Below are 13,725 nucleotides of genomic sequence, written 5' to 3'. Positions count from 1 at the left end.
AACTTTCAACTCTTCATTTATCCACAGGAGATTCCCATGGTCGACGCTACGTCCACGTCCACGTCCACGTCCACGGACGGACACTTCAGCGGCATTGAGGACACCATCCGCTCGCTCGCCAACAGCGTTGGTAGTTTCAGCATGGACCCGAGCGCGCTAGCCGACGTGATCGCCATCGAGGCCTTCCTCGCCTTCGCCGCGGTCTCCAACGCCCGCATCGAATCCCTGTCCCACCGCCTTCTCGTTGAAGCGGACAAGAACAAGGAAATCGCCGATACGCAGGCGGCACTCTCCACGGCTACTAGCACTGATGGCTCAGCTGACGTGTCTGTGGGTACGCTCGCCAAGATCAATTCGCACTACAAGTCTGAGGATCAGCTCAAGCCGGAGGCCGAAACTAAAGACAACAAGACGACGTATCATCTCACCTCGGATCAGGTGACCGCCGCTCAGCATCGCATGGATCAGCTGGCGACTGGCCTGAGCCAGATCAGCCAGGAACTCCAGGTCCAGCTGCAGTACGCTCTCGCCTCGCAGCAGACCGCGTATGAATCTGCGTCGAAGATCATCAACGACATCAAGTCGCAGGGCAAGTCGATCGACTCGAACTTCTGATCGCCGCCCAGAGAAGCGCCAGCCGGTCATCCGGCTGGCGCTTTTTTTGTATTTCCTGCGACAACGCAGTGCTTTTCGACTGCTGCGAGCCAAGCGAAGCGCATCACGGGTCGCGCGTCACCCGGTCGACTGGCGAACCGGGCTGGCACGCCGCAAACGCGTCGCCGCGTAATCCGCGACATCAAAATGAAACAGTCGTCATTCAGTATTTGCCGGCCTGTCTTTTTGGCAGCTTTCGCCACTTTGCGTGGCTCGATGTTTGAGAAAGGTATTTCCGATGTCACAGCTCGATATTGCCGGGGCAAATTACGCTTATGCCTGGGCGAACATTCAAGATCCTAGTTTGCTCGATGCCAGCCTCTCGAAGAGCATCGAGTGGCAGGCCGAGCTTTTCGGCCGGATCCACAACTTTGAAGCCAAGGACAAGGCCTGCGACGACCTGATCACCGCTGGCCGGCATCTGAAGGCAGGAAATGAAGGCGATCCTGACTTCCGCCAGGCCGCGCAGAAATTGCTCGACAAGACGATCGTCAGCCAGTTCGCGGGCATGGGTATTCATGCGACGGGCATGACGTTCAAGGGTTTCGAGAGGAAGGTTCTCTGGAAAGCCGCGCACGGCCATTCGCTGACGGGTCACGAGAAGTCGGTTGTGAAATCCCTCGCACACCGCGTGGAAAAGTCGGCAACCTCCGTGAAGGAGAAGATTGCCGAAAAGCGGGACCTGCGTGAACATCAGGTGCAGCACTCTACCGACACCTTCGAGAAGAACATGACCAAGATTGTCAAGGACAATCCTGACGTGTTTGCGAACGTAAATAAGGCGCTACTTCCCACTCTCGACAGCTCGCGCAATACTCAGTCGCCCGTCGGTAACACTCAGTCGCCTGGGTCTTCAAACAACGTGAAGTCGCCTGCCGGAGGAAGCGATAACGCTGCCCATGCCGGCACAGGGACGGGCGGTGGTGCCGCTGCGGCGTCAGGCAGCGGCAGTGGAGCCGCGCAGGCATCGGGATCGGCGGGTGGAGCATCATCCGCAGGCCGGTCGGCGGCGGCTGATCTGTTTATGGATCCCAGCATGGACCCGTCGGCGGTGGCCGACTTTATCGCCATCATGGCTTTCCTGGCCTTCGCTGCCGTCGCGAACTCACGCATCGAGTCCTTGTCGCACCGCCTTCTCGTGGAAGCGGACAAGAACAAGGACATCGCCGATACCCAGGCGGCGCTTTCGACAGCCACGGGGACTGATGGCTCGGCCACTGTGTCTGCGGAAACGTTTGCAAAGCTCAATTCGCACTATGACGAAAAGAGCAAGCTGGTCGGCGTAGAACATACGGACAGCCATGGTGTGAAAACGTACACTCTCACAGAGGCTCAGGTCACGGCCGCGCAGCATCGCATGGACCAGCTGGCGACTGGCCTCAGCCAGATCAGCCAGGAGCTTCAGATCCAGCTGCAGTACGCTCTTGCCTCCCAGCAGACCGCGTACGAATCCGCGTCGAAGATCATCAACGACATCAAGTCTGTCGATAAGTCGATCGACTCGAACTTCTGATGACAGGGGGCGGCGCCCGCCTTTGCTGCGGGCGCCGCTCTCCATTTTCTCTCAGCGATTTCCCGACGAATTCGTCGCTTCCCCGGGCGGTGGAGTTCCGCCCCTCATTGCCGAACAGCGGATTGCGTCATGGTGACTCTCAACGACCTCGCCGCCCGCCGGACCTGGACCCTCTCGGACCGGGAAAATCTCGGCGCCGACCTCCGCGATCCGTTCGAACCCTACGCGGTCGGGCCGTTGGCCCGCGCTCTGGAGGTTTGTGAATCGGACCTGAGCGAGCGGCAGGATCATCCGGACACGCATTTCCGCATCGCCGCGCTGCTGGTGCGCGAGGGCCGGCTGGCCGAGGCGGAGCCCATCGTCGACTGGCTGTCGTCGCGCCTTCCTTTGTGGGCTGCGGTGCACGTCCTGTCGGCACGGGTGGCGCGCCTGGGCGGCCATCTCGAGCGCGCGATGCTGTGCGCCGTCATTGCCGAACGTGTTGCTCGGGGCAATGGCGACCGGCCGTCACTGGCGGCGGCGCTCGCCGAGGTTGCCGAGGTCCACCGAGCGAGGAAAGCCGACGACCGGGCCTTCAATACCGCGATGTCGGCTCTGTCGCTCGGCTCGCCGCCGGCGGCGCTGCGCTGTGCCGCGACGATCGGCTTCGCCCGGCGCGATCCTGCGGGGGCCTTCTCCCATCTGCGGCTTCTGCATGCGTTGCACCGCGAGGGCGCGGGGCGGCCCGCTTCCCCGCCTTCGGGGACGCGATGGGCGCCGGGCTCGAGCGATCGGCTGCGCTCGCTGGTGATCGTGGACGATCTCCGGCCGGGCGACCTCTTCCAGTTCATCCGGTACGCGCCGCGCGCGGCCTCCGTGGCCGACAGCATCCTCCTGTGCGCGGATGGGTCTCTCCTGCCTGCCGGCGCGCTCGCCTCCCTGGGCATATCGGACGTCGTCCACGAAGTGCCGGCAGGAGAGGCCTGGATCTTCGCCAGCGACCTGCCGTCGCTCTTCGCAACCCCCGGCGATCCGTATCCGCACGCAGACGGGTACCTTCCGACACCGCACGCCGAGCGGCTCGCCTGGGAGGCTCGGCTGGCCGCGCGACTCCCCCGCCGGGGCCTTCGAATCGGATTGGCCTGGCGCGATGTGAACGACGCGGACGAGTGCGCGGTCGCCCCTCCGCCGCTCGCGGCTTTTGCCTCGCTGCTGTCCGTCCCCGGCACGCAGATCGTGTCGTTGCAGCGCACACCCCCGGACGAGGATCTCCGGCTCATCAACAGCCTGGAAACTGTCCATCATGCCGGGACGGACCTGAACGTCTGGGCGTCGACGGCAGGCTTGCTGAGCGCGGTCGACCTGATCGTCACAGCCGACAGCGACATCGCCCAGCTCGCCGGCGCGATGGGTCATCCCGCCTTCTTCCTGTGCCGGGAGCCGCGCTCCTGGCGTTGGGCGCATGGGGGCCGGATCACGCCCTGGTACAGGTCGATGTCGATTTTCCGGCAGGCCGCGCCAGGCAATTGGGACCTGCCAATCGCCATCGTCAGCCGCGTGGTCAAGCTTGCTGCCCAGAACTGGGCGGGGAATTTCCGACCATACGACATCCTCCACATCAAGCAGACCCTCATCTCCGAGGGCCGGCTCCCACACTGACCCATTCCCCGCGGCCGCCGTGACCGGCCTGAGCCAAGATGACAGGAGCAGACCATGACGGGTGATCAGCAGGTGGAGGCGGCGCCATCCGCCGCCGGCACTCCGCCCCAGGCCGAACCGGACGCTGGTCCCAATCTCGAACCCGCGAGGCGCCTTGCTGCGAGGCTGGTGTCTGCGTCCCTGTTCGACGAGGCGTTGCCGCTTTATCGCATGCTGCGGGAAGCGCCGAGGGCGTCGCTGCCGGATCATCTGGGCGAGATCACCTGTCTCCTCGGGCAAGGGGAGGGGGCCGCTGCCCTCGTTCGGGCGGACGAATGTCTCGGCGTGTTCCCATGGAGCAAGGCCGCAGCAATCGCGCTGGCCCGCTCGCTCCATGCGGCCGGGCAGTTGCGCGATTCGGTCGAGGTCTATCGCGCGATCATCGAGCGGTGCGATTCCGTCGAGGAGAGCAAGGCGCTGGCACTGGCGCGGGGCGGTCTGATCCTGGCCGAGCGGGCGCTGGAGATCGCCGGTCCCGACGAGGTCGAGGACGAGCCCGGTCCGGCCGACTCCGACGATGAGAGCATCGAGATCATGTCCTTGCCGGCCGGGATCGCGGACCGGGAAGACGTCAGCGCCGACGAGTTGGCGCCGGCCATGGCCTCGTAAGGAGAATCTTGCCATGAAGAAGATGAATCAGGGGGAGCGCGGCCTGTTCCGCTTCCTGTTCTGGGTCGCCAGGCGCGAAACGCTGTCCATGTCGTGGATCAGCAAGACGTTGCAGCGCGCCTTCCGCAACATCAATCAGGGCCGCATCACGGATGAAGAAGCGAATGCTCTGTCCGAGGAGGCCGTCTCGCTTCTCGTGGCGGGGGATCACCAGGCGGCGCGGGACCGGTTCTCCGACCTGACGCGGAAAGCGCCCTGGCTGGCTGAAGCCTATGCGGGCCTGGCCACTGCCGAGTTGACCCTCAACCATCCGCATCAGTCCTTGCTGGCGTCCTCGCTCGGCATCGTCATCGCGGAAGGGCAGCCGGACCTCATCTATCTGTCGGCCGAAGCGCTGCGCCGTCTTGGCCAGGACGAAATGGCTGCGCAAGGCTACCAGCTCATCCTGAAAAAGACTCTCGAACCGAAATACGAGTATCTGCGCGTTGAATGCGAGCGCCGGCTTGCGGCGCTCGCCGAGAGCGCCGCGGATGCGGGCACGGCGCAGGCAGCTTACTCTGCGTGAACCTGCGCTCAAGTCCGGCGCCTGGCCGGTCTCATTGCAGCGTGAGCCACTCGAAATCGCGCTGCTGCTGCCATTTGCCGGAAATCAGGACCTCGGCCACGCCGTTCTTGTGGCGGTAGTAGAGCCGCCCGTCAGCCTGGGTTCCGGTGGCGAAGCGTGCCTCGAGCCACCCCTTCGCCATGCGGACCGGGCGGGATTGAACCTGGCGGTGGTCGTTGACGAGCTTGCTGAGCACGGTGAGCAGGGCCCGGTGGTCCGAAATGTGCTCGTCGACGAAGGACAGCGAGTTGCGCAGGAACACGATGCTGGGGAAGCAGATCTGCGCGATGCGGCGGAACAGGTCGGAATCGCGCTCCGCGCCCTTTTGCGGCCGTTCGACCTCCAGCGTGTCGTCTGCGATGCCGGCGCTCGAGTCTTCCAGCTCACGAAGTCGCTGCTCGGCTGCTTCCAGCCGCTCCTCCGCCTCCAGCCATCCGGCCTCGGCCAGGTCCCGCTGCGTTCTCTCCACGGCCAGCCGCCGCTCGAGCTCTGCGATCCGGGCATTCAGCCCGCCGACCGTGTCCCGGAGTGCCGACAGTTCCGATTGATGTGACACCTGCAACGCCGCGAAGCCGGCCCGCTGGGTCAGTGCGGAATCGAGAAGGGCACGGAGCGTGTCGCGGACGAGAGCCCCCGCATCCCGCCGGGGCGCCCTTGTCGCGTGATCATCGTCCGCCGGTGATTGGTCCAGGCTCAAGGGCAATCTCAAATCACGAAAACAGAGCTAAACATCTCAAAAACTAGCAGGAATCCCTACCACGATCCGGCGCTGCTGTCCAGGAACTCGGCTGCATCCTGGCCGCCGAGCCATTCACGGTCTGGCCCGGACGGAGCCTCCGCTGCCACACTGCACGACACGGTATCGTCGTCCAATTCTGCTAGCTATTGGGGCGGCATCGATTTTGCCGAATGCGTTTAAAGCAGTCACATTGTCCATTCATTTCAGCAGGAGATTTCGTCATGACTTGGGATGCCGATAGTGCACTAAACTACAAGAATGACCACGGAAGCCTCATGGAGTCGTGGGATTTTGGCGTTGATGGATGGGTCGTTCAAGGTGATATGGATTTGTACCACGACGCAGCTTATTATCTCGACGACTTCGAAGAGGGTAGTGACAATTATAATCACAGACTCGAAGACATGATTACGGCGTTGAATAATGCGGAAAGTCACGCCACAGCATACAAGGCCGAACAGGAGCGCCTCAATGCAAATCCCGCTCCCCCTCCTGCCCCTCCTCCCCCTCCTGCGCCACCTGTCGCGCCTCCCTTGCCACCCGTGATCATCAACCAAGGCGGTGATACGACCAACGTCGGCGGCACCACCACCACCACGGGCGGGACGACAACAACGACCGGGGCGACTACCACGACCACGGGCGGCACAACCACCACGACAGGGAGCAGTGAAACCGGGACGAACGGGACCATGGTCGTCATAGGCGGCTCGGTTACCACAAACGGCACTACGACGACGATCGTCGGAGGCACGTACACTGAGACCGGCGGAACTCACACCGACACCGGAGGCACTTCGACCAACACGGGCGGGACTGTCGTCAGCACTGGCGGGACCAGCACCAACGTTGGTGGAACGACTGCTATCCACGGCGGCACCACGACAGTCTCCGGCGGGACCATGACCGGCACCACCGGCACCACGGCTAGTTCACCCCCGCGCGGGCCGTCGGCCGGTGAGCAATTGCTGGAGCAACTGCACAGCATGTCGGGCTATATGGGCTCGTCCGCGATGGCGGATGTGGCCGCGATCGTCGCCTTCCTGGCCTTCGCCAACTCTGTGAACGCCCGCATCATCCAGCTCTCCAGCCAGCTGGCCTCCCAGGCTGCCTACCAGGACAAGATCTCGGAAATCCAGAAGCTGATGAGCGAGCTGGTCGGAGAAAAAGGCGACTTGACCGTTCCGCCCGTCAACACGGCAAAAGCCGACCACTCCGAGGAACTCTACTCCTTGCTGAACGAATTCTACGGCCACAACCAAGGAGACGAAGGGTACATCGCCGCTGGACAGCACCTCGAGAAGACACGCGTCGATCAGATCCTCAGCGCGCTGAACAACAAGTCCACGTCCAACGCGCAGATCAGCCAGGAACTGCAGGTGCAGTTGCAGTCTGCGCTGGCCACGCAGCAGACCTCCTACGAGTCGACCAGCAAGATCGTCAACGACATCAAGGCGGTCGACAAGTCCATCGACTCGAACTTCTGAGCCGCACGCTCGCGACGCCGGCCGGGCTCAACCGGCCGGCGTCGGAGAAATGGAGATGGGCGGGCTGGCACACAGGCACAGACCGCCCGTCGCCGCGCCGCCCGCCTTCGCACGTGGCAGTAACTGCACGAATTAAACCGGCCGACATCCCGTGGACAGTTGTGATAGTCGCTGCACGTGACAGCAGCGGCACGGGGGCGCCGGCAGCCCGCCTGGATGTGTGCTTGCCGGCTTCTCCGCCTGGGGTGCGGCGAACAGTCGTCGTCAAGTTCACAATCGTACAAGCGGCAGCCAAAGATTAAAATTCTCCTAAAATGATTCGTCTTGGACCAGCATTCGTGCAATATTCGTATCCTCAATAGTAAGTGGATGCGACATGACGATTGTATCTACAACAAATGCCGCGGTCGATGCGTGCGGGTCCACAGTGGCGCCGCGGATCCGTGGGTCCAGATCGCGCAGCGCGGCGCCTAGATTTACGATTGCTGCCGTACAAAGCGATCGCACCCCGGCTTCGCCGTCGGATCAGAGCCCTCCGTCGTTCTCTCCCGGGAGACGGGCCGTGACGAGCGTCGCCCTCGGGTCCTCGCGGGTCCGATTGCCGACGTCCCGCGCCGGATTGATCTGCATGAGTCTTTTGCCTGCGCTGCTCCTGTTTTCTCATCCTGCTTCAGCCGACGGATACCTCCGTACACTGACGGCGATGGTCAGCACGGAGCATTTGTGCGGCTTCCAGTATCCGGACCGGGTGAAAGCGCATTTCATGGATCAGGCGGGCTCGGAGCTCGGCGTCGAGGACGCAACACTTGCGGTCCTGCTCCGGGAGCGGACCGCAGGCACCATCGCGGAGGTCAGGGGCCGCGGCGCGGTCGCCAAATACTGCGAGGACATGAAGGTCCTGGAAAGGGTCGCCAAGGTCCTCGACTGACAGGCGAGGTGCAGACCGAGCCTCATCGGCGTGCGTCAGCGGTCCGGTCCGAGCCAACGCGCCATGCGCGCTGCGAGCCCGCGCCAGAATCCCGGCCGCAGAAGCTCGACAACCAGGCCCAAGCAGGTGAGGGCCCCGATGAGTGTTGCCAGCCTGATCAAGCCTGCAGTGTAGCCAGGGTTCGCCGTTGCCGCACGACGGGAATCATGAAGGTGCCGTTCCTAGCCGTCTCTGAGCAGTTTGAACCGTGCATTCGACAGCGCGAGCGGGACTGTCGTTGCACTCACGGCAGCCTTGCGTCTCTGGCGAAGCAAAGCGGGCCAAAATTCTGATCTGCCGCGCTCTGGTCGGCGGAACCGTCGGCGTTGCCGAGCTCGACCGCGCCGCGGATCAGCACGAGTCTGCCGTATCGCCAGCTTGCCTATGACGAAGGCTTTCCTCGTCTGCTTAATTCGCTCATCCCGCCGGAAGCGGGGCGCCCGGTACATAGAGCCGCACGGGCCTGATCTCATAGACGGCGCTGGGATTGACGCGCCGGAGATCCCGCGCGGCGGCGATCGCCTCCTCCCGGCTGGCGCAGTCGAGGAGATAGAGGCCCAGAAGCTGTTCCTTGGTTTCCGCGAAGGGGCCATCAAGAACGACGCCCTCGCCCTGACCGCGCAGTGTGCAAGCATCTCGGGTTGCGTCGAGGCGAGCCGCGGGCCCAAGCACGCCTTCCCGCGCAAGCCGCTCATGTACCGCGTGGAGGTTGCTCATCAGCGCCGCATCCTCCTCGCCCGTCCAGGACTCGACGACGTCTTCGGCGTGGTATGCGAGAAGCGCGTAAAGCATCGATCGTATCCTTGGGCGCTGAACTGCCGGCCCTAGGACGATAGACGCGGCACATTGCCGACACGAGCCGAGCGTGGCTCAGTCCGGGGATGCCTCATGCGTCGTCCCGGCAATGATGTCCAGCCGCTGGCGCGCCTGCGCAACCTCCGCGTCGGCCTCAGCCTTGCGGTGGCGCCAGGATTCCATGACCGAACTCTCGCCACCCTCTGCCCCAGGCAGATCCGTCGGCTTCACTTCGTCGATGCGCCGCCGCTTCTCCACAGCATCCTGATAGGCCTGCTGGGCGGCTACGAGATCATTGCTGCTGGCATCCATCGCGCACTTCGTCCGGCTTCGCACACCTCCAACGCGGGCAGGGGAGGCGGGTTGCGCGCTGGGCGCTTTTCCGTGCGTGCCGCGCATCGAAATCAGCGGCAGGTTTCGCTGCCATGCCAGAAGCGGCCTTTGTGCTGCAGCGCCGTTCGGCTAGAAGCGGGTCCGATGTCCGGAGCCCCCTCATGAGATCCCGGCCCCCGGGCAAGCATGCTCTCGCCTTCGTACTCGCGACGGTGCTGATCGACATGATCGGCATCGGCATCATCCTGCCGGTCCTGCCCGCGCTGATCGGCAACCTGGCGGGCGTGCCGATATCCGGTGCCTCCACGATCGGTGGCTGGCTCATGGTTTCCTACGCCGCCATGCAGTTCCTGTGCGGTCCGTTGCTCGGCAACCTCTCCGATGCGTATGGACGCCGGCCGGTCCTGCTGCTGTCGGTGGCCGGCCTCGGCATCGACTATGCGATGACCGCCTTCGCCCCCAGCATCGGCTGGCTGTTCGCGGGCCGCCTGCTGGCGGGGCTGTTCGGCGCCTCCTATTCGACGGCGAACGCCTACATCGCCGATATCACCGCTCCCGCCGACCGGGGCAAGGCCTTCGGGATGATCGGGGCCGCCTTCGGGGTCGGCTTCGTCATCGGCCCTGCGATCGGCGGGCTGCTTGGCGAGTTCGGACCCAGGGTGCCGTTCCTCGCCGCGGCCGGCCTGTCGCTCCTGAACCTGGCGTATGGCTGGCTGGTCCTGCCGGAGACTCTCCCTCGGGAGCGGCGCCGCCCGTTTTCCATCGCGCGGGCCAACCCGGCCGGGGCGCTGGCCGCCCTGTCGCGGCATCCCGTCGTGCTGTCCTTCGCGGCCGTCCTGGTCCTGCATTTCCTGGCCACTTCGGCCTATCCGGCCGTCTGGGCCTACTACACGATCGCCCGCTACGGCTGGAGCGAGTGGGAAGTAGGGCTGTCGCTCGCCACCTACGGCATCGTCACGGCTGCCGTGCAGGGCGGCCTTGTCGGGCCGCTCATCCGGCGGCTCGGCGAATGGCGGGCGGCCGTGATCGCCCTCACGGTGGAAGCGACCGTCGCCTTCGCCTATGCCGCGGCAACGCAGGGATGGATGATCTACGTCCTGCTGGTTGCCGGTGCCCTGCAGAACATCGCCATGCCTGCCATCAACGCGATGATGTCCCAGCGGGTGGGGCCGGACGAGCAGGGCGAGCTCCAGGGTGCCGTGGCGGGCCTGAGCGGCGTCACGTCGATCGTCGGGCCGCTGCTGGCAACCCAGCTTTTCGGCGCGTTTTCGGGCCCTGACGCTGCCGTGCACCTGCCGGGTGCGCCCTTCCTGGCGAGCGGGCTGATGTCGCTCGTCGCGCTCTGGCTCTTCGTGCGCCGGGGCCGCCCGGCCGCCGTGCCGGCCGCCGCGGATTGAGCGCCGCCAACGCGGCCGCTGTTTCGCTTGCAGGTTGAAACATCTAGGCTGCCCTGCACGGAATCGGGGAGCGCGGCATGAAAACTCGCGGCTGGGGCATCGGGACCGTTGCTCCCGCCGTCGCGCTGGCGCTCGCCGTGGGGCTCGATCTCATCCCCGACAGTCTCTACGAGCAGCCCGGCCTGTCCATCCTGATCCCGGCCGTCAGCCTCGTCGTGCTGATCGGCGCTGTGTTTGCCGCCGTCCATCAGGCCGAGATCGTGGCCCTGCGCATCGGCGAGCCCTTCGGGACGCTGGTGCTCACGATTTCCGTGACGGTCATCGAGGTTTCCCTCGTCGTCTCCATGATGCTGCACGGGGAGAACAACCCGACGCTCGCTCGCGATTCCGTGTTTGGGGTCGTCATGATCGTGTGCACGGGGCTGATCGGGCTGTGCCTGCTCATCGGCGGCTGGATGCACAAGGAGCAGGAGCACCGGCAGCAGGCCGCCAGCGCCTATCTCAGCGTCCTCATCGCGCTCTCGGTGCTCATGCTCCTGATGCCGGACTACACCACGAGCACGCACGGCCCGACGCTCTCGCCCGTCCAGATGGTCTTCATGGCCGGCAGTTCGCTGCTCCTCTACGGCGGGTTCCTCTACATCCAGACGGTGCGCCATCGCGGCGACTTTCTCGATGTCGGCGAACATGGAGCCGAGCACGAGAAGCCCGGCGCGCTGAGGTTCTGGAGCGCCGTAGGCCTCCTTTTCGCGGCTTTGGTGGGCATCGTAATGATGGCCGAGCATGTCGCGGCGGATGTCGAGGACAATCTGTCCGGCCTCGGGCTGCAGCGTCAGGACGCTGTCGTCGGCGCCCTCGTTGCGCTGCTCGTGCTGCTTCCCGAGGGGACCGGCGCGATCCGGGCGGCGTTCCGCAACCACCTGCAGACCAGCATCAACGTGGCGCTGGGATCGGCGCTCGCCACCATCGGCCTGACGATCCCCGCCGTGGCCTTCGCATCGCTCGTCACCGGACGGCAGGTGGACCTCGGGCTGGGACCACGCGACACGATCATGCTTCTGCTGACGCTCGGCATCTGCGTGGTGAGCTTCGGATCCGGCCGCACGAACGTGCTGACCGGGCTGGTTCACCTTACCGTGTTCGCAGCGTTCCTGCTGTTCCTGTTCGTGCCCTGACGGACACTGACGCTTCCGCCGCTCGGCGTTCCGGGATAGAAGCCGCCCCGTCCGGATCCGCATGTGGCGGCCGCTCGGGGACATGCGATGGCGACGGTGAAGGCTGCTGACGGCGGTGGGCTTTTCGGCTTTGTCGAGGGCGGCCATGCGCGTGCGGTCGCGGTGCTCCTGCTGCTCTGCCTCGTTCTGTTCATTCCCGGATTTTCCGGCCTGCCGCCGATGGATCGCGACGAGCCGCGCTTCGCCCAGGCCACCAAGCAGATGCTGGAAACCGGGGACTACGTCGACATCCGCTTCCAGACCGAGGCCCGCCACAAGAAGCCGGTCGGCATCTACTGGCTCCAGGCCGCGGCAGTATCGACGGCTCAGGCGCTGGGCTTTCCCGAGGCGCGCACGACGATCTGGCTCTACCGGCTTCCCTCGGTCCTGGGGGCTATCCTGGCCGTCCTGTTCACCTATGCGGCCGGCGTCTCCCTGACGACACGCCGGGCTGCATTCCTGGCGGCCTGCGTCTTCGGGTCGACGATCCTGATCGGCGTCGAGGCGCGCCTCGCCAAAACGGACGCGGTCGTGGCGGCGACGGTGGCGATCGCCATGGCTGCGCTGGCGCGAACGTGGCTTGCACGCAACGACGCGCAATACAGGCTCCCGGTCGCGTGGGCGGCGGCTTTCTGGGTGGCAATCGGTGTCGGCATCCTCGTCAAGGGGCCGATCACGCCGGCGGTGCCGCTGCTCGCCGCCGTCGCGCTGGGTATCCGCGAACGCTCCTTCGTTTGGCTGACGAAGCTTCGGCCGGCCTGGGGGCTGCCTCTCGTGCTTCTCGTCGTGCTGCCGTGGTTCGTGGCGATCATGATCAAGAGCGGCGGAGCCTTCCTCGGCGAGTCGGTCGGGCAGGACATGCTGGGGAAGGTCGCGAGCGGGCAGGAGTCGCACTGGGCGCCGCCGGGCACCTATCTCGCGGCTTTCCTGGGAACGGCCTGGCCCATGGCCCCCTTCGTCCTCCTCGCGATCCCGTTCGCATGGCGTGCCAGGCGCGACGATGCCGTTGCATTCCTGCTGGCCTGGGCAATCCCCATGTGGATCGTCTTCGAGCTGGTACCGACCAAGCTCCCTCACTACGTGCTGCCGCTCTATCCTGCGCTCGCCCTCATGGCCCTCATTGCCGCTGAGCGGGGCAAGCTGGCGGTAGAGGGCATGCTTCCGCGGATCGTGATGGGCCTGCTGCCGCTGCTCGCCTTTGTCCTGCTGGTTGCCGCCGGCGGCGTGGGTTGGTTCACGGAGCACTGGGTGCCGATTGCGGCGCTCGCCTTCCTTGCTGCAGCCTTTGCCGTCTCGCTGCTGGCGTGGAGGCTTGCGTTTTCCGGCCGGCTCGGGTCGTCGGTTCTGGCCGCGGCGGTCGCCTCCGTCCTGGTCTGCGTGGGAGCCTTCGGCGAGTTGGTACCCAGCCTGCGCAGCATTGCCGTGAGTTCACGCCTCGCGGCGGCAGCCGGCGCGGCGGGATGCCAGCCCCAGGGGATGGCCACGGTCGGCTTCCGTGAGCCCAGCCTCGTCTTCCTCACGCGCACGGACCTCGCCATGCCCGATCCGAAGGATGCGGCCGCCTTCATCAAGGAGGGCGGATGCCGGGTCGCCTTTGTCGAGAGCCGGAACGAAGAGGATTTCCAGGCGGGTGCGCGGGAGGCGGGAATCACGCCGCGGCTCGTGTCTCGCGTCGACGGCATCAACATCAATGGCGGACGCAAGCTCGACATCGGGGTTTACGTGGGCCAATGAAC

Annotated in this window: 13 protein-coding genes; 10 read left to right on the top strand and 3 right to left on the bottom strand. The window is 65.1% G+C overall.

Annotated features, from left to right (window positions below; all coding sequences use genetic code 11):
• Nucleotides 1-36 precede the first annotated feature (36 nt).
• The 5 genes from AC5JCN_RS05150 to AC5JCN_RS05130 all read left to right on the top strand — a co-directional run bounded on the left by AC5JCN_RS05150 (nucleotide 37) and on the right by AC5JCN_RS05130 (nucleotide 5,018).
• Nucleotides 37-615, top strand: coding sequence for a hypothetical protein (locus tag AC5JCN_RS05150; protein WP_495753955.1), 579 nt, complete (start codon nucleotides 37-39; stop codon nucleotides 613-615).
• A 277-nt stretch (nucleotides 616-892) separates the two neighbouring features.
• Entirely contained in the window at nucleotides 893-2,167 is a 1,275-nt protein-coding gene (locus AC5JCN_RS05145) for a hypothetical protein (protein ID WP_495753954.1), read from the top strand.
• A gap of 129 nt (nucleotides 2,168-2,296) precedes the next feature.
• Complete coding sequence (locus AC5JCN_RS05140; protein ID WP_495753953.1) at nucleotides 2,297-3,805, top strand: tetratricopeptide repeat protein; 1,509 nt, start codon at nucleotides 2,297-2,299, stop codon at nucleotides 3,803-3,805.
• A 54-nt stretch (nucleotides 3,806-3,859) separates the two neighbouring features.
• Nucleotides 3,860-4,453, top strand: a complete 594-nt coding sequence (locus AC5JCN_RS05135) for a hypothetical protein (RefSeq protein WP_495753952.1) — start codon at nucleotides 3,860-3,862, stop codon at nucleotides 4,451-4,453.
• A gap of 13 nt (nucleotides 4,454-4,466) precedes the next feature.
• Complete coding sequence (locus AC5JCN_RS05130) at nucleotides 4,467-5,018, top strand: hypothetical protein (RefSeq protein ID WP_495753951.1); 552 nt, start codon at nucleotides 4,467-4,469, stop codon at nucleotides 5,016-5,018.
• 31 nt (nucleotides 5,019-5,049) lie between these two features.
• Here AC5JCN_RS05130 and AC5JCN_RS05125 read toward each other — a convergent pair whose 3' ends face one another.
• Nucleotides 5,050-5,754: a hypothetical protein gene (locus AC5JCN_RS05125; protein WP_495753950.1), complete on the bottom strand. Its 705-nt coding sequence runs from the start codon at nucleotides 5,752-5,754 to the stop codon at nucleotides 5,050-5,052.
• 263 nt (nucleotides 5,755-6,017) lie between these two features.
• On the opposite strand from AC5JCN_RS05125, the gene AC5JCN_RS05120 reads away from it, so the two are divergent.
• Nucleotides 6,018-7,283 (top strand): hypothetical protein, encoded by a 1,266-nt coding sequence (locus AC5JCN_RS05120; protein ID WP_495753949.1) that lies wholly within the window; start codon nucleotides 6,018-6,020, stop codon nucleotides 7,281-7,283.
• Between the two features lie 562 nt (nucleotides 7,284-7,845).
• Nucleotides 7,846-8,211 (top strand): hypothetical protein, encoded by a 366-nt coding sequence (locus AC5JCN_RS05115; RefSeq protein WP_495753948.1) that lies wholly within the window; start codon nucleotides 7,846-7,848, stop codon nucleotides 8,209-8,211.
• Between the two features lie 456 nt (nucleotides 8,212-8,667).
• Here the strand turns inward: AC5JCN_RS05115 and AC5JCN_RS05110 are convergent, their stop codons facing one another.
• Nucleotides 8,668-9,042, bottom strand: coding sequence for a YciI family protein (locus tag AC5JCN_RS05110; RefSeq protein WP_495753947.1), 375 nt, complete (start codon nucleotides 9,040-9,042; stop codon nucleotides 8,668-8,670).
• 78 nt (nucleotides 9,043-9,120) lie between these two features.
• Nucleotides 9,121-9,357, bottom strand: a complete 237-nt coding sequence (locus tag AC5JCN_RS05105) for a hypothetical protein (protein WP_495753946.1) — start codon at nucleotides 9,355-9,357, stop codon at nucleotides 9,121-9,123.
• 182 nt (nucleotides 9,358-9,539) lie between these two features.
• Here AC5JCN_RS05105 and AC5JCN_RS05100 point away from each other — a divergent pair, with 182 nt between their 5' ends.
• The 3 genes from AC5JCN_RS05100 (at nucleotide 9,540) to AC5JCN_RS05090 (ending at nucleotide 13,723) form a co-directional block, all read left to right on the top strand.
• Nucleotides 9,540-10,775 carry a TCR/Tet family MFS transporter gene (locus tag AC5JCN_RS05100; protein WP_495753945.1) on the top strand — a complete coding sequence of 412 codons (1,236 nt, stop codon included), beginning with the start codon at nucleotides 9,540-9,542 and terminating at the stop codon, nucleotides 10,773-10,775.
• 77 nt (nucleotides 10,776-10,852) lie between these two features.
• On the top strand, nucleotides 10,853-11,950 hold the full coding sequence (locus AC5JCN_RS05095) for a calcium:cation antiporter (protein ID WP_495753944.1): 1,098 nt from the start codon (nucleotides 10,853-10,855) through the stop codon (nucleotides 11,948-11,950).
• A gap of 87 nt (nucleotides 11,951-12,037) precedes the next feature.
• The gene (locus tag AC5JCN_RS05090; protein WP_495753943.1) at nucleotides 12,038-13,723 is read left to right on the top strand and encodes an ArnT family glycosyltransferase; all 1,686 of its coding nucleotides are present in this window, start codon (nucleotides 12,038-12,040) and stop codon (nucleotides 13,721-13,723) included.
• Nucleotides 13,724-13,725: the final 2 nt, after the last annotated feature.

The organism is Alsobacter sp. (assembly GCF_059501845.1).
Note: the sequence above shows the minus strand (reverse complement) of the source record. Positions and strands in the feature narration are given on the sequence as shown.

Bases quoted from the DNA above. Each gene is read 5' to 3' on its own strand.
- AC5JCN_RS05150 (WP_495753955.1), top strand. From the start codon at position 37: ATGGTCGACGCTACGTCCACGTCCACGTCCACGTCCACGGACGGACAC.
- AC5JCN_RS05100 (WP_495753945.1), top strand. From the start codon at position 9,540: ATGAGATCCCGGCCCCCGGGCAAGCATGCTCTCGCCTTCGTACTCGCG.
- AC5JCN_RS05140 (WP_495753953.1), top strand. From the start codon at position 2,297: ATGGTGACTCTCAACGACCTCGCCGCCCGCCGGACCTGGACCCTCTCG.
- AC5JCN_RS05145 (WP_495753954.1), top strand. From the start codon at position 893: ATGTCACAGCTCGATATTGCCGGGGCAAATTACGCTTATGCCTGGGCG.
- AC5JCN_RS05090 (WP_495753943.1), top strand. From the start codon at position 12,038: ATGGCGACGGTGAAGGCTGCTGACGGCGGTGGGCTTTTCGGCTTTGTC.
- AC5JCN_RS05095 (WP_495753944.1), top strand. From the start codon at position 10,853: ATGAAAACTCGCGGCTGGGGCATCGGGACCGTTGCTCCCGCCGTCGCG.
- AC5JCN_RS05120 (WP_495753949.1), top strand. From the start codon at position 6,018: ATGACTTGGGATGCCGATAGTGCACTAAACTACAAGAATGACCACGGA.
- AC5JCN_RS05135 (WP_495753952.1), top strand. From the start codon at position 3,860: ATGACGGGTGATCAGCAGGTGGAGGCGGCGCCATCCGCCGCCGGCACT.
- AC5JCN_RS05105 (WP_495753946.1), bottom strand. From the start codon at position 9,357: ATGGATGCCAGCAGCAATGATCTCGTAGCCGCCCAGCAGGCCTATCAG.
- AC5JCN_RS05110 (WP_495753947.1), bottom strand. From the start codon at position 9,042: ATGCTTTACGCGCTTCTCGCATACCACGCCGAAGACGTCGTCGAGTCC.
- AC5JCN_RS05130 (WP_495753951.1), top strand. From the start codon at position 4,467: ATGAAGAAGATGAATCAGGGGGAGCGCGGCCTGTTCCGCTTCCTGTTC.